This window comes from Bradyrhizobium manausense, from assembly GCF_018131105.1.
In the GTDB taxonomy this organism is placed as follows: Bacteria; Pseudomonadota; Alphaproteobacteria; order Rhizobiales; family Xanthobacteraceae; genus Bradyrhizobium; species Bradyrhizobium manausense_B.
In genome coordinates this window covers 643,622-669,572 of sequence record NZ_JAFCJI010000002.1, presented here as the reverse complement: position 1 = coordinate 669,572, position 25,951 = coordinate 643,622, and the positions used below count along the sequence as shown (strand labels likewise).

Below are 25,951 nucleotides of genomic sequence, written 5' to 3'. Positions count from 1 at the left end.
TGATCCTTACGCCAGGCATCGGAAGAACAAGGCCGGATCGCGGTCGGGATCGATACGCAATTTGATCCCGCCCCATTCGATGCGGGACTGTTCGCCTGTCATGAGATTTTCGAGGGTGGTGACGCGGTGGCGTTCGCCGCCTGCGTCGATGGTGAGGTCACCGAGCGGCAACCAGAACTCGCGCGCATGGCGCGAGAGGGCGATGGCCGCGACGACGATGTTGGCGGGTTCGGTCGCCTCCTTGACGAAGGCGATGGTCTCGCCGTCCTCGATGCCGAGGAAACGCAGATTGTTGGTCTGCTGGAGCGCAGCGTTGTCGTTGCGGATGCGGTTGAGCGCCGTGATCCAGGGCTTGATGTTGCCGGGCTTGTCCCAGTCGCGCTGGCCGATCTGGTACTTCTCGGAATCCCGATATTCTTCATGGCCGGGGATCGCGTCGTGCTCCAGCAGCTCGAAGCCGCTGTAGAGGCCGAAATTGCCCGACAGCATGGCGGCCAGTGCAATACGCGATTTGAACATCCAGGCCTCGCCGCTCTGGAGATGATAGGGCAGCAGGTCGGGCGTGTTGACGAACAGGTTCGGGCGGGAGAAATCCCGTTCGGGATAGCGTGTCAGCTCGTCAAAATACTGCTCCAGCTCCCACTTCGCGGTGCGCCACGGGAAGTAACTGAAGGACTGCGCAAAGCCGAGCTTGGCGAGACCTTTCATCAGCTTCGGTCGTGCAAAGGTTTTGGAGAACAGGATCACCTCGGGGTGCCGCGAGCGGATGTCGCGGATCAGCCACTCCCAGAACGGCAACGGCGCGGTGTCGTGATTGTCGATCGCGAAGATGGTCACGCCTTGGTCGATCCAGAACAGCATGGCATCGCGAAACGCATTCCACAGTCCGACCCGGTCGACCGAAGCGAAATCGGGGATGACGATGTCCGAATAGGGACCATCCGCCGTCCGCACCGTGCGGTCCGGCCGCCATTTGAACCACTCCGGATGCTGCGCCAGCCAGGGGTGATCAGGCGAGCACTGCACGGCGAAGTCGAGCGCGATCTCGAGGCCGTATTCGAGGCAGGTCGCGACCAGCGCGCGGAAATCCTCGATGGTGCCGAGTTCGGGATGCAGCGCATCGTGACCGCCCTCGGCCGAGCCGATCGCGTAGGGCGAGCCGGGCTCACCCTCGCTGGCCACTGGTGAATTGTTGCGGCCCTTGCGGTGGGTGCGGCCGATCGGATGGATCGGCGTGAAATAGAGCACGTCAAAACCCATCGCTGCGATATCAGGCACGCGCGCGATGCAGTCGCGGAGCGTGCCGTGCTGACCGGCAACCGCGCTCTGGCTGCGCGGCATCATTTGATACCAGGCGCCAAAGCGCGCTCTGTCGCGATCGATAACGAGCGGGAAGTTCGGCGACCGGGTCAGGTCGGGGCGCGCCTGGCTCTCGGCCATGGCCTCGCCGAGTTCAGACACAAGCAGCGGCGTGACGTCGCCGCTGCCGAGATAGTCCTCGCATTGCCTGACGATGATGGCCGCGGCGTCCTGCGGCGCGCCATGAGCCTTTGTCAGAAGGCCGGCGCCCTCGATCGCATCGAGCGTGACGTCGCCACCAGATAGCTGCTTGCGCTCGACGCCGTGACGCCAGGTGGCGAATTCGTCGGTCCAGGCTTCGATGGCATAGAGATATTGGCCCGCATCGGTCGGTGTGAACGCGCCGGACCAGCGGTCATCGCGATGATGGGTCATGCTCTCGCGCCGCCATTCCCGGTCCTGCTCGCCGCGCCAGATCAGCGCGGCGCTGATCGTCGCATCGCCGTCGCGATAGATGTCAGCCCACACCTCGATCCGATCGCCCGCGATCCGCTTCACGGCGAAGCGGCCGCCATCGATCAAGGGATAGATATCTTCGATCAGGAAAGCGCTGCCGGCAGCGGCACTCTCGACAGTTTGAATTGTCTTGTTCACGGTGATGCCATTGACAAGAAAGCAGGGCCCGTTTCCCTTGGCGGGAACCTACGCTTGATACCACTATAGAAAGCCGCTTGTGTGTCATTGGTTCCCTTGGGAACGGCAGGCGCGGTTTGTGAGTTAAGTGCGACTAACCTCTTCCGCGACCACGTTAAAATCGATGCCCCCGGCCTGACAATGGCCTGCAAGCTGCGTGCCGAATGGACCTTTTAGCTCAAGCCCGGATCAAGGGCGTTCAATCCGAATTCGTCGATGCCCTCGGAAAGCTGCGCGTCACAGCGCCCGAGGCGCTTAAATCCATCCTCGATGCCCTGCCGGAGAAGCGGGTCTACCGCTTCGTCAGCGGGCCCGTCGTGGTGCGCGCGCTGGGCAATCCGCGCACCGAGCTCGCGGCTGTCGGTAAGGCGCCGCTGCAATGGAAAATCACCGGCAACGGCCAAATCGGCAGCAAACCTGGTGTGATCGGACAGGGCGAGACGCGCGAGCCCGTGATCGCCTGGCCCCCCGGCCTGCCGCTCGGCTATCACCGGCTGACGTTGACCGATGCCGCCGGCGAGACGGAAGAGGTGCCGATGATCGTGGCACCCGAGCGCGCCTTCGGTGGCGATTTCGACCGCGGCTGGTTGCTGGCCGTGCAGCTCTACAGCGTTCGCTCGGATCGCAATTGGGGCATCGGCGATTTCACCGATCTCGCCGGCCTCGTCCGGCTGGCCAAGCAACTCGGCGCCGACGGCGTCGGCCTTAATCCGCTGCACGTGCTGTTCGACAATCATCCGGCCGATTGCAGTCCCTATTCGCCGAACAGCCGGCTGTTTCTCAACCCGCTCTATATCGACGTCGAGGCCATCCCGGAATTTTCCGCCGATCTCGTCCCCGACGCGACCACGACCGCCGCGCGGCTGCGCGAAGGCGATCGCGTCCCTTACGCCGACATGGCGGCGCTGAAATGGCTGGGTCTTCGCGCCGCCTTTGACAGTTTCGTGAAGTCAGCGAGCGGTGTCCGCCGCAATCAGTTCGATGCTTTTCGCGCCGACCGGGGCGCACTGCTGTCGCGCTTCGCCTGCTTCGAGGTGCTGCGGCATCGTTTCGTCGCGCCATGGTGGGAGTGGCCGGTCGAATGGCAGCAGCCGGACGATTCAAAATGCGCCGGCTTGCGCAACGGTCCCGACAAGTACGAGGTCGAGTTCGTCGAATTCGTGCAGTGGACCGCGGATGCGCAATTGCGTGCCGCCAAGGAGCTTTCCGCCGAACTCGGCATGCGTGTCGGGCTGTATCTCGACGTCGCCGTCGGCGTGCAGTCCAACGGCTTCGATGCCTGGAACGAGCAGGCCGCGATCTCGCGCCATCTTGCGGTTGGCGCGCCGCCCGATGTGCTCAACACCGTCGGACAGGATTGGGGCCTCGCCGGATTCAACGCAGGCGGCCTGGAAGCGCAATCCTTCGTGCCGTTCGCCAACATGGTGGCCGCCTCGATGCGGCACGCCGGCGCCATCAGGCTCGATCATGTGCTGGGGCTCAAGCGGCTCTATCTGGTGCCGCGCGGCTTCAAGCCCGACAACGGCGCCTATGTGCAGATGCCGCTCGAGGCGCTGCTCGCCGCGGTCGTGCGCGAGAGCGTCACTCATAAATGCATCGTGATCGGCGAAGACCTCGGCACCGTGCCGGAAGGTTTCCGCGAGACCATGCAGGATTTCGGCATCTGGTCCTACCTGGTGATGATGTTCGAGCGCGACGATGCCGGTCATTTCCGCAACATCGACCATTACAGGCCGAACGCGCTGGTGACGCTGAACACGCATGATCTCTGCACTTATGCGGGCTGGCGCTCGTTCAGCGATCTCAAGATGAAGCTCTCGCTCGGCCTCGATCCCGGCGAGAACGACCAGGCCCGTTGGGACGCGCTCGGAGGGCTCGACGCGATCCTGCGTCAGAACGGCATCAACGCCAACGATCTCTATTCGGTGCTTAACTTCCTGTCGCGCACGCCGTCGCGGCTGCTCGCGGTGTCGATGGAGGATCTGCTCGGCGTGATCGACCAGCCCAACATTCCCGGCACCATCGACGAGCATCCGAACTGGCGCCAGCGCCTGCCCGTCGCGCTCGACAAGATTGCCTCGAAAGTCGATCTCGCGGCCTTGAAGGCCGCGACGCGGGAACGTTCGCTGCACGGCGGGAGTTGATTGGCCGGGGATTTTCCAGGAACGATTTCCAGGGCTCGCAAGATAGTGTCACAGAAGATCGAGGACTATGCGTTGATCGGCGACTGCGAGACCGCAGCGCTGGTGGGACGCAACGGCTCGATCGACTGGCTGTGCTGGCCGGCCTTCGATTCCGATGCCTGCTTTGCTGCAATCCTCGGCACGCACAAGAACGGCCGCTGGCTGATCGCGCCGAGCGACGAGGTCACCACGATCTCGCGCCGGTACCTCGGCGATACCCTCATCCTCGAAACGCGCTTTGAAGCGAAAAGCGGCACCGTCGCGCTGATCGACTTCATGCCGCCGCGCGGCAAGGCCTCCGACATCGTGCGGCTGGTGCGCGGCGTCACGGGCACGGTGAAGATGCGGATGGAGCTCGTGATCCGCTTCGGCTTCGGAGTCGACATTCCCTGGGTCCGTCGCTGCAAAGATGGCTCGCTGCTGGCGGTCGCCGGACAGGACATGACGGTACTGCGCACGCCGGTCGAACCCCGTGGCGAGGACCTGACCACCGTTGCCGACTTCGAAGTCAGGGCCGGCGAAACCGTTCCGTTCGTGCTGACCTACGGTCCCTCGCATCTCGATCCTCCCGAGCCGATCGACCCGGAGACCGCGTTCCAGGAGACCGAGAAATTCTGGCAGGAGTGGAGTGACCGCTACGATCGCGAGGGCGATTACCACGATCTCGTCATGCGCTCGCTGATCACGCTGAAGGCGCTGACGTTTGCTCCGACCGGCGGTATCGTTGCGGCGCCCACCACGTCGCTGCCGGAAAAGCTCGGCGGCGCCAGGAATTGGGATTACCGCTTCTGCTGGCTGCGCGATGCCACCTTCACGCTGCTGGCGCTGATGAACTCGGGGTACACCGAAGAAGCCTCTGCCTGGCACAGTTGGCTCCTGCGCGCTGCGGCCGGCTCGCCCGACAACATGCAGATCATGTACGGCATCTGGGGCCAGCGGCGGCTCTTGGAATGGGAAGCCGGCTGGCTCGACGGCTATGAAGGCGCGAAGCCGGTGCGCGTCGGCAATGCCGCGCATGCGCAGCTTCAGCTCGACGTCTATGGCGAGCTGATCGACGCCTTCCATCAGTCGCGCATGGCCAAGCTCAAGCTCGATGACGAGACGACTTGGGCGCTGGAATGCGCCGTGCTCCAGCACCTTGCCGAGGTCTGGGATCACCCCGATCACGGCATCTGGGAGCGCCGAGGTAAGCCAAAGCACTACGTCTTCTCCAAGGTGATGACCTGGGTCGCCTTCGACCGCGCCATCAAGAGCGCCGAGACATTCGGCTTCAAGGCTCCGCTGCTGCACTGGCGTGCTTTGCGCGAGGCCATTCATCGCGACGTCTGTGACAAGGGATTTGACACAGAGGAGAACGCCTTCGTCGAGTGCTATGGCTCGAAGCTGCTCGATGCCAGTGTGCTGCTATTGTCGGGAGTAGGATTTCTGCCGGCCGACGACGCGCGCATCCGTGGCACCGTCGCAGCCATCGAGAATCACATGATGCGCGATGGCTTCGTGCTCCGCCACGATCCCCGCGAGATATCCGAGGAGAAGCAGCCGATCGAGGGCGCATTCCTCGCCTGCACGCTGTGGCTGGCCGACGCCCATGTGCTGGCCGGCGATCTCGACAAGGCGCAGGCGCTGTTCGATCGCGTGGCCGATCTCGCCAACGATGTCGGGCTGCTGGCCGAGGAATATGACTCCATCGCGCGCCGCCAGGCCGGCAATTTCCCGCAGGCGCTGACCCATATCGCACTGATCAACACCGGGCACAATCTCTCGGCGGCCAGGCGGAAGAGCGAGAAGCCGGCGATGCAGCGGTCGAAGCAGTGACCTAGGCGGCCCCGTTCCGCTTCAGGATCATCTCCATCGCCTCGGCAAAACCGTCCTGTTCGTTGGTCGCGGTGACGTTGGTGGCCTGTTCCTTGACGCTGTCGGTGGCGTTGCCCATGGCGATCGAGGTGCCGCTGACGCGGAACATCGCGAGGTCGTTCTGCATGTCGCCGATGGTGGCGACGGCGTCGGTGGAAATGCCGAGACGCCCGGCCATCGCCTGCACGAAGGTGCCCTTGTCGAAGCCGGGCGGGGTGATGTCGAGATAATAGGTCTGCGAGCGCACCGCGGTGGCCTCGCTGCCGAGTGCCTTCTGCATCGCCTTCTCGCAAGCCTCGAGGCCGGCCGCATCGGCGCTGGCGCCGACGATCTTGCAGGCGCTCGCGAGGTACGGCGTGAAGTCCGTCACGACGGTCGGGGCCGACCGGATCGTGTGCTGCTCATGCGCGACATATTTTCCGTCCGGATTGTCGATCAGCCATTTGTCGTAAGTGAACAGCCAGATGTCGGCGCCGAACTCGCGGAGAATCTGGAGTGACCGCTCGGCAGCGCTTTTCGGGATCAAATGCTGCTCGACCGGATTCATCTCGGGATCGACGATCGAGGAGCCGTTGAACGGGCCAACCGGCAGCCACAGCGCCAGCGGCTCGATCAGGAAGCGCATGCCGATCGCGGGGCGGCTGGAAGTGATGGTGAAGCCGATGCCGGCCTGATGCAGCCGCTGCACCGCCGTCCGTGCGCGCTCCGTCAGCGTCTTGTCCTTGGTGAGCAAGGTGCCGTCGACGTCGGAGACCACGAGTGAGATTTTCGTCATGTGATGGCCTTGCTTGTCCCGTCGAGCTTCAGCTGCCGCACGATGCCATCCACGATCGCCTCGACAGATTCGTCGATCGACGCCGTGATGACGTGCTCGCCCGCCTCCGGCGGCTCCAGCGTGTTGAACTGGCTGGTCAGGAGTCCGGGGGGCATGAAATGACCCTTGCGGTGCGCGAGCCGGTCGGCAATCAGCTCCTGCGTGCCCTTCAGGAACACGAAGCGCACGTCGTCGCGTCCCCGCAGCAGCACGTCGCGATAGGTGTGCTTGAGCGCCGAACAGGCGATGATGACATGCTCGCCCTTGTTGCAGACCCGCGCGACCTCGTCGGCGATGGCGTTGAGCCAGGGCCAACGATCCTCGTCGGTGAGCGGATGACCGGCCCTCATCTTCTCGACATTGCTGGCGGGGTGAAAGCTGTCACCGTCCTCGAAGCGCCAGCCGAGACGCTCGCCGAGCGCCCCTGCAACTGTGCTCTTGCCCGAACCCGACACGCCCATCACGATCAACGCACAAGGTGCTTTAACGCCCGCCACGAATGTCCTCCGGAAGCGCGGCCCGGTCGACCACCCAGACGGTCTCACCATTCGAGCGCGCGCGTACAGCCGGCAAATTCTCGCCATTGAGGAGGCGCGTCAAGATCGGCTGCTTGTCATGCCCTGATATCTCGAACAGCATTTCGCGGCAGGAGGCCAGCGCAGGCAGCGTCAGCGAGACCCGCGGCACGAAAGGCGCGACATTTGCCTTGGGCACGCCAACGACCCAGCGCACAGTCTCCTCGACGGCGGGATAGCCGGGAAAGAGAGAGGCGGTGTGGCCATCAGGTCCAGCGCCCATCAGAACGAGGTCGAACAGCGGCCGGGCCAGATCGAGGCTCTCGGACCCGTAGAAGGCCTTTAGCTCGCGCGCGTAGGCCTCGGCACTGGCGTCCGGATTCGCGGTCGTGGTCGGGATGGGATGGATATGATCGGCAGGCGCGTTGCGGTCGAGAAATGTCGCGCGTGCGACCGCCATATTGTTGAGAGGATCGCTGTCGGGGACAAAGCGCTCGTCACCGATGAACCAGTGCACGCGATCCCAGGGGATCTTATTGCGCCAGGCGTCGCTATCGAGCAGCTGATAGAGCTTCTTCGGGCTCGAGCCACCGGTGAGGCAAATCGTGATGCGGTCGGGATTGGTCGCGATCCGCGCCATCACCCGCTCGGCCGCGGCTTGCGCCAGCGCCTCGGCGTCCGCGACGGCGATCAGCTTCGGCTGGTCGGCCGCTGTCATCACGAAAACTTTCGCCAGCTGCGGCCGTCGCGCCGCAGCAGCTCATCCGAACATTTCGGACCGTCGCTGCCGGCTTCATAGGTTTCGATGCCGTTGGTACCCGCGTTCTTCCAGGCATCCAGGAACGGCTGTACCGCCTGCCACCCGGCTTCGATGCCGTCGGCGCGCTGGAACAGGATGTTGTCGCCGATCATGCAGTCGTAGATCAGCGTCTCGTAACCCGTGGACGGATCGGCGCGGAAATAGTCGCCGTATTTGAACTTCATCTCGACGCCGTCGATGGTGATGCTCGGTCCCGGAATCTTGGCGTTGAACTGAAGCTCGATGGTCTCGGTCGGCGCAATGCCGATGGTGAGGAAGTTCTGCGAGAGACGATCGACCGTCGTGCCCGAGAACATCGACAAGGGCGCCTGCTTGAACTTGATCGCGACTTCCGTGCGCTTGTGGCCCAGCGCCTTGCCGGTGCGCAAATAGAACGGCACGCCCGCCCAGCGCCAATTGTCGATCATCAGCTTCAGCGCGACAAAGGTCTCCGTGGTGCTGCCGGGCTTGACGTCCTCGGTCTTGCGGTAGTCCGGAATGTCGTCGTCGCCGATGCGGCCTGCGAGATATTGGGCGCGGACCGAGCTCCGAAGTGCTTCTTCCTGGTTCGGCTGCTGGACCGCGCTGAGAACCTCGGCCTTCTCGGAACGGACGGAATGCGCGTCGAAGCGCGCCGGCGGCTCCATCGCAACCAGCGACATCAGCTGGAATAGATGGTTCGGCACCATGTCGCGCAATGCGCCGGTAGCGTCGTAGAAGCCGCCGCGATGGCCGACGCCGAGCTTCTCTTCCACGGTGATCTGGATATGGTCGATATGGTTGCGATTCCAGATCGGCTCGAACATGCCGTTGGCAAAGCGCAGCACCAGGATGTTCTGCACCGTTTCCTTGCCGAGGTAATGGTCGATCCGGTAGATCTGATGCTCCTCCATGATCTTCAGCAACTCGGCGTTCAGCGCCTTCGCCGAGGCGAGGTCGGTGCCGAAGGGCTTTTCGATCACCAACCGCCGCCAGGTGCCGTTCTCCTTCATCATGCCCGTGCGCCCGAGTTCACGTGCGGTCGGTGCGAACGCAGCGGGCGGGGTCGCGAGATAGAACAGCCTGTTGCCGCCGGTATCTTGCGCGCAGTCCAGCGAATCCAGATGGTCACGCAAGCGATCGAATGACGGCGGGTCTTTCGCATCGGCTTCGACGAAGCTGACGCGCTCCAGGAGTCTCCGGGCGACGACATCGTCCACAGGACGGGTCGCAAATTCGCGCAGTCCCCTCATAAGGCTGTCGCGCAGCTCATCGTCGGACATGGCGCTGCGGCCGACGCCGACGACGCAGAATTTCTCCGGCAATAGATGTTCTGCGGCAAGATTGTAGAGCGAGGGGATCACGAGACGGTGCGTGAGGTCGCCGGTCGCACCAAAGATGACGAAGGCGCAATTTTCCGGCTTGCGCTTGGCTTGCGGGTCTTTTGTCACGAACTGTTGGCCTTCGCTTGATGGTCCTTATTTGGGCTTCGAAGCGTCCGGCTGCTTCGGCTCCTTGTGGCCGCCGAACCCCGCGCGCATTGCGGAGAGAATTTTCTCCGCGAAGGTGTGTTCCTTGCGGGAACGGAAACGTGCGTAGAGGGCCGCGGTGAGGACTTCGGCCGGAACAGCCTCGTCGATCGCTGCATTCACGGTCCAGCGGCCTTCGCCGGAATCTTCCACGAAGCCGGAATACTCCGACAGCGTCGGGTTGTCGGCGAGCGCGGTCGAGGTCAGGTCGAGAAGCCAGGAAGGGATCACCGAGCCGCGCCGCCATACCTCGGCGATATCAGGGAGATTGAAATCAAACCGATGGTCCGCGGGCAGCGCATCGATATTGGCGTTCTTGAGAATGTCAAAACCTTCGGCATAGGCCTGCATCAGGCCATATTCGATGCCGTTGTGGATCATCTTGACGAAATGGCCCGCGCCGACAGGGCCGGCATGGATGTAGCCCTGCTCGATGCGCGGATCGCGTCCGTCACGTCCCTCGGTGCGCGGAATGTCGCCGGCACCGGGCGCAAGGGCTGCGAAGATCGGATCGAGCCGGTCGACGACGGCCTTCTCGCCGCCGATCATCATGCAATAGCCGCGGTCGAGTCCCCAGACGCCGCCTGACGTGCCAACGTCGACATAGTGGATGCCGCGCACCTTCAGCGCCTTGCCGCGGCGAACGTCGTCCTGCCAGAAGGTGTTGCCGCCGTCGATGATGACGTCGCCTTCCTGCATCACGCCCGCGATCGTCTCGATCGTCTGCTCGGTGATGCGTCCCGCCGGCAGCATCACCCAGGCCGTGCGCGGCCGCTCCAGCTTCGAGATGAACTCTTCCAGCGTTGCCGAGCCGACCGCGCCATCCGCGGCAAGGCCCGCGACGGCCTTGGCGTCCTTGTCATAGACCACGGTCGAATGTCCATGGCGCATCAGCCGGCGAACGATGTTGCCGCCCATCCGGCCGAGGCCGATCATGCCGAGTTGCATGTGAGAGATTCCCTTAATTCAGTGCGTCGTTGAGCGCGGCATTGAGCGCCGCGAGGCCTTTCCTGAGCGGACCCTTGAGGTGCACCCGGAGCGCGCGCCGGCCGCGCTCGGTAAGCACGTCGAAATCGCCGCGGGCCTGCGCGGCCTTGATCACGCCGAAGCTGGCCTTCTGGCCCGGCACCGCGAGGTCCTTGGCGTCGTCGGCGGTGATCTGGAGGAACACGCCGCTATCCGGCCCGCCCTTGTAGGCCTGGCCCGTCGAGTGCAGGAAGCGTGGTCCGAACTCCGCGCAGGTCGCGACATGCCGCTTCTCGCGCACTTCGAGGCGCATCGCCTGAAGCGCATCGATGGTGGCCTTGTCGCGTTCGATGTAGCCGAGCAGGGCGACATAATCGCCATGGCTGGAGCGCGACAGATGCGCCTTCAGCCAGGAGGTGAGGTCGCCGTTGGCGCCGGCGGCGCGCAGCGCCTTGGCATTGGCCGCATCGGTGTAGAGGTCGGCTTCGTCGGTGCTGACAACCGGCTCTTCAACCGGCAGCGCGCCGGCCTTCTCATACGCCGACGTCAGCTCGCGGGTCTTGATCTTGGCCGCTTCCACGTCGGGCTGGTCGAACGGGTTGATGCCGAGAATGCTGCCCGCGACTGCGGTTGCCATCTCGAAGCGGAAGAATTCCTGGCCGAGATGATCAATCGACTTCATGACGATGCGCACGACGGGATGGCCGGCCGCTTCGATCCCGGCGAGCGCCGAGTCATGCGCTGCGTCCGTTTCGCCCTCCGTGCGGATGTCGATGAAGAAACGGTCGTTGCCGTAGAGCGAGGACTCGCCCAGCGGCTCGCCGGCGATCGGGATCAGGCCCTTGCCCTCCTTGCCGGTCGATTCCGCGATCAGTTGCTCGGCCCAGGCGCCGAAATCGGCGATCTTCTTCGACGACAGGATCGTCACCTTGTCGCGGCCTTCGAGGCCGGCAAGACCCATGGCGAGACCGAGCTGCACGCCCGGGTTCTCGCTCGGCGGCACGTCCGGTCCGCAGGAACGGGCCATCGAGAGCGCATGCTTGAGGAAGGTCCTGACATCGATGCCGGCGGTGGCTGCCGGCACCAGGCCGAACGGTGACAGCACCGAATAGCGTCCGCCGATCGAGGGCTCGCCATGGAAGATGCGGGCGTAGTTCAGCTTCTTGGCCGCCTTCTCCAGCGAGGAGCCGGGATCGGTCACCGCGATGAAGCGGAAGCCGGTCTTGGCCTTCGGGCCGAGCGCCTGCGCGACGCGCTTGTGGAAATAATCCTTCATCGCGTTCGGCTCGGTGGTGCCGCCGGATTTGCTGGAGACGATGAACACGGTGTTGGCGATGTCGATCTTGGCCTCCATCGCCCGCACCTGCGCCGGATCGGTGGAGTCGAGCACGTGCAGCTTCGGGAAACCGGTCTTTTTGGCAAAGGTCTCGGCCAGCACCTCTGGGCCAAGGCTCGATCCGCCCATGCCGAGCACGACGGCGTCGGAGAATTTCTGCCCCTTTACGCGGTTGGCGTAGTCTTCGTAATCGGCGACGTCGGCTTTCGCCGCGCTGTCGAGCCAGCCGAGCCATTTGTCCTCGTCGGTCCCGGTCCAGACCGACTTGTCGCGCTGCCACAGCCTGCGGATCTTGGCAGCGGCGCGCCATTCCTCGGTGCTCTTGGCCACGGCCTTGCCGAGGCCGTCGCCGAGCGACAGCTGCTGACGGTCGATTTCCGGCCCGAGAACGGTCGCGCGCTTGTGGGCGACTGCGCCGTAAAGCTTGTCGGCGGCGTCGGCGAACAGCTTGACGCCATCCTTGACCAGCTCCTCGGTGATGGCGTCGAGCGAGACGCCGGAGCGCTCCAGTTCTTCCAGCACGCGGTGGGCGTCGTCGACATTCTCCTCGAGGCTGTCGCGCGGCTTGCCGTGGTCGCGGAATGCATCGAGCGTTGCCGGCGGCACCGTGTTGATGGTGTCGGGTCCGATCAGCTCCTCGACATAGAGCACGTCGCTGTAGTCCTTGTTCTTGGTGCCGGTCGAGGCCCACAGCATGCGCTGCGGCTTGGCGCCCTTGGCGGCGAGCTTCTCCCAACGCGGACCCGAGAACAGGCGCTTGTAATCCTGATAGGCGACCTTGGCGTTGGCGATCGCAACCTTGCCCTTCAACGCGGCAAGCCGCTCCTTTTCGCTTGGGTCGTTGGCGCGCGCGATCTTCTCGTCGAGCTGCTTGTCGACGACGCTATCGATGCGGCTGACGAAGAAGCTCGCCACGCTTGCGACATGAGAGGGGTCACCGCCGCCGGCGACATACTTTTCGAGGCCGGCGAGATAGGCCTCGGCGACCTCCAGATAGACCGCTTTCGAGAACAACAGCGTGATGTTGATGCTGATGCCGTCGCCGATCAGCGTTTCGATTGCCGGCAGGCCTTCCGGCGTCGCCGGCACCTTCACCATCAGGTTCTTGCGGTTGACGTCTTTCCAGAGCCGGCGTGCTTCAGCGACCGTGCCTGATGTGTCCATGGCCAGATAAGGCGAGACCTCCAGGCTGACAAAGCCGTCGCCGCCCCTGAGCCGGTCATAGACCGGACGCAGCACGTCGGCGGCGTTCTGGATGTCCTCGACCGCGACCGCCTCGAACAAATCGGCCACGGTCCGGTCGCCGCGCTTCAGCGCCTTGCCGATCGGGGCGTCGTACTCGTCCGAGCTGCCGATCGCCTTCTCGAAGATCGAAGGATTGGAGGTGACGCCCTTGACGCCGTCGGTGTCGATCAGCCGCTTCAGGTCGCCCTTGGCGATGAAGCCGCGGGCCAGGAAGTCCAGCCAGACAGCCTGTCCGTGCTTTTCCAGTTCTTTGACGGGATTCATGATGATTATTTATCTCCAAGCCTTCGGGCGAGGGGTTTCCGACCCGGTCCTGACGCGCTATCCTTTAGCCCACATGCTCCCGGGAGGGAACCAATCCAAGGCGTAGGCGTCATACTCTCAGTTTAACTCCGTCGTGATCATGGCGATCCAGGCGGCTGACGTGGTTTTGCGTAATAAAAATTTGGCCGGACGGTTCGGCCGAGGTCTTGTTGCGTGAGGTCGGTCTGTCGCGTCGGAGTGTCATCAGCGGATCATCGATCCGTCTTGATACTCATAGGCCGGGTCGCGAATGGCCATGCTGGGGGAAAGCATGCACGCACGTCCTGATGGCGTTGCCATCGCCGGTAGCCGGCAATCGATCGCACCGTCTGTCTGCATCGACGCATCCCATGATCTCGAAATCGGTCAATGCGCCATGCGCCTGCGGCTGCTGGTCGCGGCAGGCTTTGTGATGACGCTGCTGAGCGCAAGCCTTGCTTTCAAATCAAGCCTTGCGTTCGACTGGTGGGGCGACACCGGCAGCTTCGATACGACGATGGGCTATCTCGGCGTCGCCTTGTTCGGTCCCATCACCGGCTGGCTGATCTGGATGCTGCCGACCGAACGCGGGCCGGTCGTGATTGTCACCCCCTACGGCATCCGCGACTTGCGGATCGGCAATGAATTTTTGCTTTGGGACTCCATTGCGGATGTTTCGGCTGAGGACATCAGGGGGCACAAGGCGATCGTGCTGACGCCGTCGCCCGCCTTGCAGCGGCAGCTTTCCTGCATCCGCAGTGCGGCGCGCCGAACGCCGAACGATCGGATTGTTATCCGTTCGGAGGGTCTGGCGACCGATTTTGACACACTGCTGCGCGCTTGCCGCGATTGTCATGCTGCAAGCGGCCAGGCCGCTGCAAGCAATCAAGCCACCGCATTGCAGCAGGAAGATGAACGCGGCACGCAAGGCATCGCCCTGCAAGCGTCATAAGTTTGCCGCTCGGAGATCACCATGTTGCAGTGCCGGAGAGACTCGCCCCGGTATTGCCCGGATGTGGCGAACCCGTGACAAATTCTGGAAATGCGCCAAGATAGATAGAGATTCGCACAAATTACAGGCAAGTGCCTGTTCGTAATTCAGCGAGTGCTTACCTTGTGCGTTGCGTCGTGTTGGCACCCGGGTGTCCAATGGTCGTCATGTGCTCACGCTGATTCGAGAAGCGGCCTGAGGAACGGTCCGGTAACTGCTTTCGTTTCAGCTTGTAGCGGAACTCACGCGGAGAGGGATCATGTACAACGATTCTCTATTCAACGCTTTCGCTAAGTCGTTCGAGGCGAGAAGCCAACACGACATGTCGATGGCGGAATACCTGGAATCGTGTCGAAGCGATCCCATGAAATACGCGAACGCGGCCGAACGACTGCTAGCTGCGATTGGTGACCCTCAGACGATTGACACGGCCAAGGATACTCGCCTTGGCCGTATTTTTTTGAACCGAACGATCCGCACCTATCCGGCCTTCGCCGGCTTCTACGGCATGGAAGAAACCATCGAGCGCATCGTCGGCTTCTTCCGTCATGCAGCTCAAGGTCTCGAAGAGCGCAAGCAGATCCTCTATCTGCTCGGCCCGGTCGGCGGCGGCAAGTCCTCGCTCGCCGAGCGGCTGAAGTCGCTGATGGAAGTGCAACCGATCTACGTGCTGAAAGCCGGCGATGAACTCTCGCCCGTGTTCGAAAGCCCGCTCAGCCTGTTCGATCCCGACCATCTCGGACCGATGCTGGAAGAGAAGTACGGCATTCCGCGCCGGCGCCTCACCGGCCTGATGAGCCCGTGGTGCTACAAGCGGCTGGAAGCGTTCGGCGGCGACATTTCTCAGTTTCGCGTCGCAAAAATCCAGCCGTCGCGGCTGCGCCAGATTGCGGTCTCCAAGACCGAGCCTGGTGACGAGAACAACCAGGACATCTCCTCGCTGGTCGGCAAGGTCGACATCCGCAAGCTCGAGACCTACGCGCAGAACGATCCCGACGCCTACAGCTATTCCGGCGGCCTCAACCGCGCCAACCAGGGCATTCTTGAATTCGTCGAGATGTTCAAGGCGCCGATCAAGATGCTGCATCCGTTGCTGACCGCAACGCAGGAAGGCAACTACATCGGCACCGAGAATATCGGCGCGATCCCCTTCACCGGGGTGATTCTCGCGCACTCGAACGAGGCCGAGTGGTCGAGCTTCAAGGCCAACAAGAACAACGAAGCCTTCATCGACCGCATCTGCGTCATCAAGGTGCCGTACTGCCTCCGCGCCACCGAGGAGCAGAAAATCTACGAGAAGCTGATCCAGGGCTCGGAGCTTGCGGCCGCACCCTGCGCACCTTCGACGCTGGAGACGCTGGCGCGGTTTTCGGTCCTGTCGCGGCTGCGCAAGCACGAGAACTCGACGCTGTTCGGCAAGATGCGGGTCTATGACGGCGAGAGCCTGAAGGAGTCCGATCCGAAGGCGCGCAGCGTCCAGGAATATCGCGACGCTGCCGGCGTCGACGAAGGCATGGACGGCGTCTCCACCCGCTTCGCCTTCAAGATCCTGGCTGCGACCTTCAACCACGATCCGCAGGAGGTCGCCGCCGACGCCGTGCACCTGATGTATGCGCTCGAGCAGTCGATCCGGCGCGAGCAACTGCCAGAGGAAGTCGAGAAGCGCTACATGGAGTTCATCAAGGCGGATCTCGCGCCGCGCTACGCCGAGTTCATCGGCAATGAGATCCAGAAGGCGTATCTCGAATCCTACTCGGATTACGGCCAGAACCTGTTCGACCGCTACGTCGATTACGCCGACGCCTGGATCGAGGACCAGGATTTCAAGGATGCCGATACCGGCCAGCTGCTCGATCGCGAATTGTTGAACCAGGAATTGACCAAGATCGAGAAGCCGGCGGGCATCGCCAACCCCAAGGACTTCCGCAACGAGGTGGTCAAATTCTCGTTACGCTCTCGCGCCCAGAACGGCGGCAAGAATCCGACCTGGATCTCCTATGAGAAGATTCGCGATGTGATCGAAAAGCGGATATTCTCTCAGGTCGAGGACCTGCTTCCGGTCATCTCGTTCGGTTCGAAGAAGGACGGCGAGACGGAGAAGAAGCACGGCGAGTTCGTGGCACGCATGGTGGAGCGCGGCTACACCGAGCGTCAGGTTCGCCGGCTGGTCGAATGGTACATGCGCGTGAAGCAAGCCGGTTGAGGCGGATGAGAAAGTGGCCATTCACATTATTGACAGGCGCCTGAATCCAGGCGGCAAGAGTCTTGAGAACCGCCAGCGGTTCTTGCGTCGGGCCAAATCCCTGGTGCAGGGCGCCGTCAAGAAGACCTCGCAGGAACGCGACATCAAGGACGTCCTGGAGGGTGGTGAGGTCACGATACCGCTCGATGGCATGCACGAGCCGCGGTTCCGCCGTGAAGGCGGAACGCGTGACATGGTGCTGCCCGGCAACAAGAAGTTCATCGAGGGCGACTATCTCCAGCGTCAGGGCCAGGGCAGCGCCAAAGACTCGGGTCCGGGCGAAGGCGACAGCGAGGACGCCTTCCGTTTCGTGCTGAGCCGCGATGAGTTCGTCGACCTCTTCCTCGACGACCTCGAACTGCCTGACCTTGCCAAGCGCAGGATCGCGCAGACCGAAAGCGAAGGCATCCAGCGCGCCGGCTACACCACGTCGGGTTCGCCCGCCAACATCTCGGTCAGCCGCACGGTGAAGCTGGCGCTCGCCCGACGCATCGCGCTCAAGCGTCCCAGCAAGGACGAGGTCGAGGAGCTGGAAGCCGCGATCGCCGCATCCACCGACGAAGACGAGCGCGCCGAGTTGCTCGCGCGGCTCGAAAGGCTGAAGGCGAAGACCAAGCGTATTCCCTTCATCGACCCGCTCGACATCCGCTATCGCCGTTACGAGAAGGTGCCGCGGCCGGTGGCGCAGGCCGTGATGTTCTGCCTGATGGACGTCTCCGGCTCGATGTCCGAGCACATGAAGGATCTGGCGAAGCGTTTCTACATGCTGCTCTACGTGTTCCTGAAGCGGCGCTACAAGCATGTCGAGATCGTCTTCATCCGCCACACCGATCGCGCCGAGGAGGTGGACGAGCAGACCTTCTTCTACGGCCCGGCCTCCGGCGGCACGCTGGTCTCCAGCGCGCTTCAGGCGATGCACGAGATCGTGCGCGAGCGCTTCAATCCGTCGGACTGGAACATCTACGCCGCGCAAGCCTCCGACGGCGACAATTCTTATTCCGACGGCGAACTCACCGGCCTGCTGCTGACCGACAAGATCCTGCCGGTCTGCCAGTTCTTCGCCTATCTCGAGGTCGGGGAATCGGGCGGCAGCGCCTTCGATCTCTCCGATTCGTCGCTCTGGACTCTCTACGAGCGCCTGCGCAACAGCGGCGCGCCGCTCTCGATGCGCAAGGTCAGCGAGCGCAGCGAGATCTTCCCGGTGTTCCACGATCTGTTCCAGCGCCGCGAAACTGCTCAGGAGAAAGCCGCTCCATGACGGAACGCTTGTTCGAAGGCGCCGATTGGGATTTCCACACCTTGCAGCGCATCACCGACGCCTGCGAAGAGGTGGCGTTGAAGGATCTCGGACTCGACGTCTATCCGAACCAGATCGAGGTCATCACCGCCGAGCAGATGCTGGACGCCTATTCCTCGGTCGGCATGCCCTTGTTCTACAAGCACTGGTCGTTCGGCAAGCACTTTGCGTATCACGAGGCGTCCTACCGCAAGGGCCTGATGGGCCTCGCCTATGAGATCGTGATCAACTCCTCGCCCTGTATCTCCTATCTCATGGAGGAGAACACGGCGACGATGCAGACGCTCGTGATCGCGCACGCCGCCTTCGGCCACAACCACTTCTTCAAGAACAATTATCTGTTCAAGCAGTGGACCGATGCGGAAGGCATCCTGGACTATCTGGATTTCGCCAAGAACTACGTCATGCAGTGCGAGGAGCGCTATGGCCGTATCGAGGTCGAGCGCACGCTGGACGCCGCGCACGCGCTGATGTCGCACGGCATCGACCGCTATCCCGGCAAGAAGCAGCTGGATCTGCGCGAGGAGGAGAAGCGGGCAGGGCGCCGCCGCCAGCACGAGGAGGAAGTCTTCAACGACCTCTGGCGCACCGTGCCCAAGGGCGCTTCGAAGGCCCGGACCGCGATCTCCCTCGAACGGCGCCGCAAGCTGCTCGGACTGCCGCAGGAAAACCTGCTCTACTTCCTGGAGAAGAGCGCGCCGCGGCTGGCGCCCTGGCAGCGCGAGCTGCTGCGCATCGTCCGTCACATCGCGCAATATTTCTATCCGCAGAGCCAGACCAAGGTGATGAACGAGGGGACGGCGACCTACGTCCACTATCGCATCATGACCGCGCTGCATCAGCAGGGCCGCATCACCGACGGCAACTTCCTTGAATTCCTGGGCTCGCATACCAACGTGGTGTTCCAGCCCGAATTCGACGATCAGCGCTTCTCGGGCTTCAATCCCTATGCGCTCGGCTTCGCAATGATGCAGGACATCGAGCGCATCGTCACCAATCCGGAAGACGAAGACCGCGAGTGGTTTCCCGATATCGCCGGCAAGAACGACGTGATGGGCGTGCTGCGCGACGTCTGGGCCAATTACCGCGACGAGAGCTTCATCGGCCAGTTCCTGAGCCCGAAGCTGATGCGGCACTTCCGCATGTTCCATCTGCACGACGATCCCGAGGAACGCGCCGGCATCCGGGTCGATGCCATCCACGACGAGCGCGGTTTCCGCCGCGTCCGCCGCGAACTGGCCCGGCAGCACGATGTCGGCTTCATCGATGCCAATATCGAGGTGGTCGACGTCGATCTCTCCGGCGACCGCCGGCTGATCCTGCATCACCGCGTCATCAAGGGCTCGCAGCTCAACGAGACCGATACGAAACGGGTGCTGCAGCACCTCGCCGATCTCTGGACCTACGACGTCGCGCTGATCGAGGTCGATGCCAACGACAAGGTGCTGCGCGAATACGTCGTCAGCCCGCGTCCGATCCCGGCGGCGGTGGCGTAACGCCGCCGCTCGGCCTCAGCTCTTCTTCGCCGGCTTCTTCTTCGACGCATTCAGCGTCACGGCCGCCTTGATCAGCGACTTCAGCGCCTTTTCGTTGAGCTTCGCTCCCTCGGGAATATCGATCGCGCGCCGCACGTTGCCGTCGAGGCTGGAATTGAACAGGCCGGCCGGGTCATCCAGCGCCGCACCCTTGGCGAAGGTCAGCTTGACGACGGCCTTGTAGGTTTCGCCGGTGCAGATGATGCCGTCGTGCTCCCACACGGGAACGCCGCGCCATTTCCATTCCTCGACCACCTCGGGATCGGCGTCCTTGATCAGCGCACGGACGCGCTTCAGCATTTCGCCGCGCCAGTCGCCGAGCTCCTTGATCCTGCCGTCGATCAACTTCGATGGCGACGGCCCGGCCGTTTCCTTCGCGCTGCTCGTCTTTGCGGTCACGGCTTTCTTCATGATCTCGCCTCGCTGCGGCGGCCAAGATAGGGCAGCGCGAACAGATAGAGCCCGGTCGCGAGCAGCGGGATCAGCGGGACGAAGGCCATCAGGCCAATCCATGTCGCTTGAACCTGCATGGTCAGCGCAACGATGTTGGCGATCACCGCAAGTGTGAAGGCGATCGACAGCCAGCGATGGATCTGCCTGATCCACATGTTCGAACTCATTTCAGTCTCCTCTGGGAATGTTGGGAATGGACGCGCGTAGCCGGGCTATTCCGCCCGCGCCAGCAACTCGTCCAGCCTGGTGAAAAACTGCTTCCAGCCGGCATGCGCGCCGCCATAGGCCTGCTTCTGGCTGGGGCGGAAGCCCGCCTGCTCGACGCGCAGATGCGTGCCTGCGCCTTGCGCGGTAAGCGTGAAGGTCACCACGCTCTTGAGGTCGTAGGCCGCGTCCTCATGCGTGAAATTCCAGGTGTAGGCGAGCGAGCGCTGCGGCTCGATGGCGAGGACTTCGCAATCCAGCACGCCGCCCCATTCGCCGCGCAGATTGAAGCGATGACCGACCGATGGCTTGAAGTCGTTCTTCATCAGCCATTCCTCGATCAGATGCGGCTGCGTCAGCGCGCGCCACAGCCGTTCCGGTGGATAGGCAAATTCGCGCTCGATGACCACGGAACGTGTTTCGGTCGCAGCTTCAGTCATTGGTCCATCCTCTTGAGAAGATCGTCGAGCGCATCGAGCCGGTTCTGCCAGAAGCCCGCCATCTGGCTGGTCCAGTCGATCAGCGGATTGAGCGCACCGGGCTGCGCGCTGTAATGGGTCTGGCGTCCTTCATGCCGGTCGCGCACCAGGCCTGCCTGCTTCAGCGCGCCGAGATGCTTTGAGACCGCCGGCTGGGAAACCCCGGACAGCGCCGTCAGTGCCCCGACCGTCTGCTCGCCCTCGCGACACAGCCGTTCGAAGATCGCCCGTCGTGTCGGGTCGGCAAGCGTCCGGAACAGAAGATCGTGCGCGGCGGACATGTGAAATCCATAACTCATAGGTTATGGATTAATTCATAACCCTGGAGTTATGGATATGTCAAGTGCCTCCACGTCATTGCGAGGAGCGAAGCGACGAAGCAATCCAGGCCGTCACCGCGGAGGCAGCCTGCATTGCTTCGCTTCGCTCGCAATGACGGAAGAGAGGGCGGAGTCGCCCCCTCACGGCCGCAAATACAGATACCCCTGCGACTGCAACTCGGCGAGGCGGACCACGCCGCCCTTCTCCGCACTCACGAACCCCGGCAGCAGATCCGTCAGCGTGATGTTCTGCGCCTTCATCGTGTTGCCGCAGGCGGCGAGCTCGACGCCGTCCTTGGCGAAATTGCCGATCCGCTTGCTGACATCGGGGTTGGCCTGCGCCGAGTGAAACGCCTTCAGCGCCGGCCCGTGGATCACCAGCGCGAGCGTGACGTGGTCGGGGCCGCCGACTCCGTCGATGTGGTTCTGGATGTTGCCGAGTACGAAATTGACCTTGTCGGCGTCGGCCAGGTGATAGACCACCTTCAGCTTGTCCGACCTGGTGGCCTCGGTCGCGGCCTTTTCAGTCGCGGCTTTGGCGGGCGAGGCGGCAAAGGCTGCGCCCAGCGCCGAGACGGTGCTCCACAAGATGTTCCGGCGGTTCATGATGATCTCCTGCTCGTTGCCGGAGACATATCACTTGTGGCGCAGCGCGGCGAGTTCCTTGCGATCGTAGGCCAGTGCGGCGCACTCGCGGTTGTCGACCCGGTCGAGCCGGAAAATCCCGTCGTCCTGGCCCGCGACCAGCGTGCGGTCTTCGTCTTCAGTCGGCTTGTCATGCCGCCAGATCCTGATGCTTTCGAGCCGCACGATGGCCGACTTGTCGTCCTTCGACAGTGCAATGCCGACGCCGCCGCCCTCGCAATCGACGCCGCAGCCGAGGCGGACCTCGTCGCCATCCTTGGTGAACACCGCGTGGTGGCAGGAGCCGCTGGAGTCGAAATCGCTGCTGCGGTTGCGATAGCGGAAGCCGAGCCGGAACGAGTTGCGCAACTGATTGTCCACTTCGTAGGTCTCCGCCGAGACCAGCAGCTTCATCGACGCCACCTTCTGCTTCGGATGCTGCGCCAGATGTTCTGCGTCGTAGCGGCGGACGAAGCAGGCATAGGCCGTCTTGCCCGGCGGGCCTGCATAGATGCGCGCGTTGAAGGCCTCGGCTTCAGCCGGGGTGGCCTCGTGGATGTCGCCGGCCTCCTCGGCCCGGGCGGCGCCGATGAAGGCCACAAGGGCCAGTGGAAGGATCAGCGCAAGCTTCATGATGAACACCGGGGCTTCAGCCATGGGCGGCCCGCATCGGGAAGGGCCAGTTGGCGGTTAGTCGCAGGCCGCGCGCCGCGCGTTCATCGGCAGTCCTTCCCGCAGCCTCGCGCAAGGTTCGAGGCTTTGCGCAGCAGGGGCGCGGATACCCCGGATCGTTGCAGATGCCTGGAGGCGGTGAAAATGCCCGAAAGTCGTTCCCCGGAGCTGAAACGGCCGCTCCGAGCGTTGCCTTAGTCGCAGATTGGGTCAGGAAGGTTCAGGCACCTCATAAGCTCCTGCTCTCCGGAACTCGCTGTCGGCGAATCCTTCGACGTTGTTCCAGATCGTTAATGTGATAGCGTTCACACGCGATTGCTTCTCGAAGTCGTAGGCTGGGACCGCCTCTTGTAGGTTGGTGGAGTCCCCCGCAATGGGCGAAATTCGCAACTTCAGATCCGGGAATCACAACGAGCCGCCCCCGCACGGTGCAATGCCTCGTCGTCTCGCGGCCATCATTGTCGGCGACATCGCATCCTACAGTCGCTTGATGCAGGCCGACGAGGAAGGCACGCATGTCCGCGTCAAGCGGATCGAGCGGGACCTCATCGAACCCAGCATCGTCGAGCATCACGGAAGTCTGGTGAAGACCACCGGCGATGGTTTCATCGCCATTTTCGACAGCCCCGTCGAGGCCGTTCGCTGCAGCATCGTCATTCAGCAGAACCTCGTCGGCCGCAATGCCTCGATTCCAAAGGAATCCCGGATCGAATACCGAATTGGCGTCAATCTCGGTGATGTCATCGTCGAACCGGACGACGTCTACGGCGATGGCGTCAACATCGCCACGCGCATCGAGGGCATTGCCGAGCCTGGTCAGGTCTACATTTCGGGCGCGATCTACGAGCAGATCAAGCACAAGGTGGTGTGCGGCTATGAGTCGCTCGGGGATCGCAAGGTCAAGAACATCACCGATCCCGTGCGGGTCTATCGCGTGCTGCCGGACGCCGATGCTGTCGGCAGGACACGCGGCCGGCGCGAGAATACTTTGCTCTTTCTCCTGAGCATCACACTGCTGGTGATTGCCACGGGCGTGCTCTGGTATCTCCTGGCGCAGCCCAAGGGCAGGGTGGGCGAGCAGGCCGCGACGCCGACCGCTACTCCGGCGGCATCACCGATCCCGCAGCCGTCACCGCGCGAGGCGGCGACGCAGACACCGCAACCGTCTCCCTCGCTGGCGTCGGCGCCGCCGTCACCCACTCCGGCGCCCAGCCAGCCGACAGCGGCCCCGGTCCTGGAACCCGAGATGATCGCCATTCGCGGCGGCAGCTTCGCGATGGGAAGCAATGACGACCCAACCGAACGGCCTATCCACCAGGTGACGATGAAGCCATTTTCAATCGGCAAGTATCCGGTGACTGTACGTGAATGGAACGAATGCGCCGCTGCGAAGGCGTGCAGTTTCGTTGCCCGCGGCAAGGACGATGCGCCGATCAGCAATGTGAGCTGGACCGACGCGCAGCAATACGCGGCCTATCTCGCGGAAGCGACGAAAAAGCCGTATCGGCTTCCGAGCGAAGCCGAATGGGAATACGCCGCTCGAGGCGGAACGCAGACCAAATATTGGTGGGGCGACAAGCTCCAGCCGGGCATGGCCGGATGCAAGGATTGCGGTGACCTCGCGGCGGAGCAGCCGGCGAAGGTCGGCAGCTTCAAGCCGAATCCATTCGGACTCCATGACATGGGTGGAGGCGTCGACCAGTGGGTCGAGGACTGCTGGCACAAAACCTACCAGGGCGCGCCTGGTGATGGCTCAGCATGGAATGGCGGGGATTGTACATCGCATGTCTTGCGCTCGGGCTCGTGGAAGAACGATTCGAGATATGTGCGGCCATCCAATCGCGATGGCTACGACACCAATGTCCGCTATCCGACGCATGGATTCCGGGTGGCGCTCAGTCCTTGAGCAGGGGAGTAGGTTTGATGCAAATCCTTCGTTGCATCGCGTTGTCGATGGCGCTTGCGTTGCTTCCGGGCGCAGCACTCGCGCAAGGCAAGACCGCTCCCAAGGATGCAAAGCTCTACTTCATCACCCCATCTGACGGACAGAAGGTCCGCGGCGGATTTTGGGTCCGGTTCGGTTTGCGCAACATGGGCGTGACGCATGCCGGCGACGACTATCAGAACGCCGGTCATCACCATTTGTTGGTCGACGTCAATGACCCCATCGATCCGAAGGAGCCGATCCTTCAGGACAAATCGCATCTGCATTTCGGGGCGGGGCAGACCGAAACGTTTCTGGAACTCCCGCCCGGGACCCACACCCTTCAACTGGTGCTGGGCGATGCCAAGCACTATCCGTTCGATCCACCCGTCGTGTCGGAGAAGATCACCGTGCGCGTCAGGCACCCCGTCTCAGCGCGGAGCAAATGATCAACGCAGGCTGAGCTTTCGCCCGGGAGGCGCGCTGAAATTGGCGCTGCTCCTGCCTGCGGGCTGACCATGGCAAAACAAGACGGACGGAAAGCCGTCGCTTTGGTCCAAAAGCTAAGGCGCGCTCGGGCACGAGCGCGCCTCGGAATCGCGATACCGGTTCCTAACGCAGGCTGGCGTTGATCTTGTCCAGCACTGACGAGCCCGGACAAAGTGTGTCGGCTTCCAGCGTGTTGAGCGGCGTCTCGACCGTGTTCAGATGCGCGTGCATATCTTCCGCATCGGGGTCGACATACAGCAGCCCGGTGACGATCTGGCCCTTGGCGGCGTGCTTCGCGAGGAAGGTCTGGGCGCCGAGCCGGTCATGCGGATCGTAATCGGCGTCGATCTTGCGCAGCGCGAGTTTGCTGCCGTCATGTTGCTCGACCACCTGCACCGTGCCCGGCGCATAATCCACCGCAATCGGATCGCGGCCGACCAGCACATCGAGCCGGTTCACGGCGTCATTGTGCTCGCGGACATAATCAAAGCTCTTGGTCGAGCCGGCATGGTTGTTGAAGGCGATGCAGGGGCTGATGACGTCGATGAAGGACGCGCCCTTGTGGCGGATTGCGGCTGCGATCAGCGGCACCAGCTGGCTCTTGTCGCCGGAGAACGAGCGCGCGACGAAGGTGGCGCCTAACTGGAGCGCGATTGCGACGAGGTCGATGGCGTTGTCGGTGTTGGTGACGCCCTTCTTCGACTTCGAGCCGCGGTCGGCGGTGGCCGAGAACTGACCCTTGGTCAGGCCGTACACGCCGTTGTTCTCGACGATATAGGTCATGTTGACGCCACGCCGGATCGAATGCGCGAACTGGCCGAAGCCGATCGACGCGGAATCGCCGTCGCCGGAGACGCCGAGATAGATCAGATCGCGGTTGGCGAGGTTGGCGCCGGTCAAGACGCTGGGCATGCGCCCGTGCACGGAATTGAAGCCGTGCGAATTGCCAAGGAAGTAATCCGGTGTTTTCGACGAACAGCCGATGCCGGAGATCTTTGCCACCCGGTGTGGCTCGATCGAGAGCTCGTAGCAGGCCTCGATGATCGAGGCCGTGATCGAGTCATGGCCGCAGCCGGCGCACAGCGTCGAGATTTTTCCTTCGTAATCGCGATGCGTATAGCCGAGGTCGTTCTTCTTCAGCCCGGGATGATGAAATTTCGGCTTGGCAATATAGGTCATCAGAGCACCTGCGATTCCAAGGCCGTCATGGCCGGGCTTGTCCCGGCC

At 63.0% G+C, this 25,951-nt stretch carries 22 protein-coding genes; 8 read left to right on the top strand and 14 right to left on the bottom strand.

What is annotated here, in order from left to right; genetic code table 11:
• Positions 1-6 precede the first annotated feature (6 nt).
• Positions 7-1,953: a maltotransferase domain-containing protein gene (locus JQ631_RS23435; protein ID WP_212329706.1), complete on the bottom strand. Its 1,947-nt coding sequence runs from the start codon at positions 1,951-1,953 to the stop codon at positions 7-9.
• A gap of 203 nt (positions 1,954-2,156) precedes the next feature.
• On the opposite strand from JQ631_RS23435, the gene malQ reads away from it, so the two are divergent.
• Together malQ and JQ631_RS23425 are read left to right on the top strand one after the other, a co-directional pair.
• A complete protein-coding gene (malQ, locus tag JQ631_RS23430) occupies positions 2,157-4,136 on the top strand; it encodes a 4-alpha-glucanotransferase (RefSeq protein WP_212329698.1) in 1,980 nt (659 codons plus the stop codon).
• Positions 4,137-4,181: 45 nt separating this feature from the next.
• Positions 4,182-5,990 (top strand): glycoside hydrolase family 15 protein, encoded by a 1,809-nt coding sequence (locus tag JQ631_RS23425; RefSeq protein ID WP_212329696.1) that lies wholly within the window; start codon positions 4,182-4,184, stop codon positions 5,988-5,990.
• Position 5,991: 1 nt separating this feature from the next.
• Here JQ631_RS23425 and JQ631_RS23420 read toward each other — a convergent pair whose 3' ends face one another.
• From JQ631_RS23420 to JQ631_RS23395, 6 genes are read right to left on the bottom strand one after another with little or no spacing between them, the layout of a single operon-like run.
• Positions 5,992-6,804, bottom strand: a complete 813-nt coding sequence (locus tag JQ631_RS23420) for an HAD family hydrolase (protein WP_212329694.1) — start codon at positions 6,802-6,804, stop codon at positions 5,992-5,994.
• Positions 6,801-7,340: a gluconokinase gene (locus JQ631_RS23415; protein ID WP_212329692.1), complete on the bottom strand. Its 540-nt coding sequence runs from the start codon at positions 7,338-7,340 to the stop codon at positions 6,801-6,803. Before JQ631_RS23415 ends, JQ631_RS23420 begins: the two co-directional genes overlap by 4 nt.
• Positions 7,327-8,076, bottom strand: a complete 750-nt coding sequence (gene pgl / locus JQ631_RS23410; protein ID WP_212329690.1) for a 6-phosphogluconolactonase — start codon at positions 8,074-8,076, stop codon at positions 7,327-7,329. Before pgl ends, JQ631_RS23415 begins: the two co-directional genes overlap by 14 nt.
• On the bottom strand, positions 8,076-9,587 hold the full coding sequence (gene zwf, locus JQ631_RS23405; protein ID WP_212329688.1) for a glucose-6-phosphate dehydrogenase: 1,512 nt from the start codon (positions 9,585-9,587) through the stop codon (positions 8,076-8,078). The genes pgl and zwf overlap by 1 nt, the downstream gene beginning before the upstream one ends.
• A 27-nt stretch (positions 9,588-9,614) precedes the next feature.
• On the bottom strand, positions 9,615-10,613 hold the full coding sequence (gene gnd / locus JQ631_RS23400; RefSeq protein WP_212329686.1) for a phosphogluconate dehydrogenase (NAD(+)-dependent, decarboxylating): 999 nt from the start codon (positions 10,611-10,613) through the stop codon (positions 9,615-9,617).
• A 13-nt stretch (positions 10,614-10,626) separates the two neighbouring features.
• Positions 10,627-13,476: a bifunctional transaldolase/phosoglucose isomerase gene (locus tag JQ631_RS23395; RefSeq protein ID WP_212329684.1), complete on the bottom strand. Its 2,850-nt coding sequence runs from the start codon at positions 13,474-13,476 to the stop codon at positions 10,627-10,629.
• A gap of 289 nt (positions 13,477-13,765) precedes the next feature.
• Here JQ631_RS23395 and JQ631_RS23390 point away from each other — a divergent pair, with 289 nt between their 5' ends.
• From JQ631_RS23390 to JQ631_RS23375, 4 genes are all read left to right on the top strand, one after another.
• A complete protein-coding gene (locus tag JQ631_RS23390; RefSeq protein WP_212329675.1) occupies positions 13,766-14,446 on the top strand; it encodes an STM3941 family protein in 681 nt (226 codons plus the stop codon).
• A 298-nt stretch (positions 14,447-14,744) separates the two neighbouring features.
• Positions 14,745-16,688, top strand: coding sequence for a PrkA family serine protein kinase (locus tag JQ631_RS23385; RefSeq protein WP_212329673.1), 1,944 nt, complete (start codon positions 14,745-14,747; stop codon positions 16,686-16,688).
• Between the two features lie 13 nt (positions 16,689-16,701).
• Positions 16,702-17,985, top strand: a complete 1,284-nt coding sequence (locus JQ631_RS23380) for a YeaH/YhbH family protein (protein WP_212329671.1) — start codon at positions 16,702-16,704, stop codon at positions 17,983-17,985.
• Positions 17,982-19,520: a SpoVR family protein gene (locus tag JQ631_RS23375; RefSeq protein ID WP_212329662.1), complete on the top strand. Its 1,539-nt coding sequence runs from the start codon at positions 17,982-17,984 to the stop codon at positions 19,518-19,520. Before JQ631_RS23380 ends, JQ631_RS23375 begins: the two co-directional genes overlap by 4 nt.
• A 15-nt stretch (positions 19,521-19,535) precedes the next feature.
• Here the strand turns inward: JQ631_RS23375 and JQ631_RS23370 are convergent, their stop codons facing one another.
• The 6 genes from JQ631_RS23370 to JQ631_RS23345 form a co-directional block, all read right to left on the bottom strand.
• Positions 19,536-19,970, bottom strand: coding sequence for a DUF1801 domain-containing protein (locus JQ631_RS23370; RefSeq protein WP_212329660.1), 435 nt, complete (start codon positions 19,968-19,970; stop codon positions 19,536-19,538).
• Positions 19,967-20,179: a hypothetical protein gene (locus JQ631_RS23365; RefSeq protein WP_212329658.1), complete on the bottom strand. Its 213-nt coding sequence runs from the start codon at positions 20,177-20,179 to the stop codon at positions 19,967-19,969. Before JQ631_RS23365 ends, JQ631_RS23370 begins: the two co-directional genes overlap by 4 nt.
• A 45-nt stretch (positions 20,180-20,224) precedes the next feature.
• On the bottom strand, positions 20,225-20,656 hold the full coding sequence (locus tag JQ631_RS23360) for an SRPBCC family protein (RefSeq protein WP_212329656.1): 432 nt from the start codon (positions 20,654-20,656) through the stop codon (positions 20,225-20,227).
• The gene (locus JQ631_RS23355; RefSeq protein ID WP_212329654.1) at positions 20,653-20,976 is read right to left on the bottom strand and encodes an ArsR/SmtB family transcription factor; all 324 of its coding nucleotides are present in this window, start codon (positions 20,974-20,976) and stop codon (positions 20,653-20,655) included. The genes JQ631_RS23360 and JQ631_RS23355 overlap by 4 nt, the downstream gene beginning before the upstream one ends.
• 180 nt (positions 20,977-21,156) lie before the next feature.
• On the bottom strand, positions 21,157-21,621 hold the full coding sequence (locus JQ631_RS23350) for a DsrE family protein (protein ID WP_212329652.1): 465 nt from the start codon (positions 21,619-21,621) through the stop codon (positions 21,157-21,159).
• Positions 21,622-21,651: 30 nt separating this feature from the next.
• Positions 21,652-22,272: a hypothetical protein gene (locus tag JQ631_RS23345; protein WP_212331544.1), complete on the bottom strand. Its 621-nt coding sequence runs from the start codon at positions 22,270-22,272 to the stop codon at positions 21,652-21,654.
• A 412-nt stretch (positions 22,273-22,684) separates the two neighbouring features.
• On the opposite strand from JQ631_RS23345, the gene JQ631_RS23340 reads away from it, so the two are divergent.
• Positions 22,685-24,217 (top strand): SUMF1/EgtB/PvdO family nonheme iron enzyme, encoded by a 1,533-nt coding sequence (locus JQ631_RS23340; protein WP_212329650.1) that lies wholly within the window; start codon positions 22,685-22,687, stop codon positions 24,215-24,217.
• A gap of 17 nt (positions 24,218-24,234) precedes the next feature.
• Positions 24,235-24,684 (top strand): DUF4399 domain-containing protein, encoded by a 450-nt coding sequence (locus JQ631_RS23335; RefSeq protein WP_212329641.1) that lies wholly within the window; start codon positions 24,235-24,237, stop codon positions 24,682-24,684.
• A gap of 163 nt (positions 24,685-24,847) precedes the next feature.
• Here JQ631_RS23335 and JQ631_RS23330 read toward each other — a convergent pair whose 3' ends face one another.
• Positions 24,848-25,903 carry a 2-oxoacid:ferredoxin oxidoreductase subunit beta gene (locus tag JQ631_RS23330; RefSeq protein WP_212329640.1) on the bottom strand — a complete coding sequence of 352 codons (1,056 nt, stop codon included), beginning with the start codon at positions 25,901-25,903 and terminating at the stop codon, positions 24,848-24,850.
• Between the last annotated feature and the right edge of the window lie 48 nt (positions 25,904-25,951).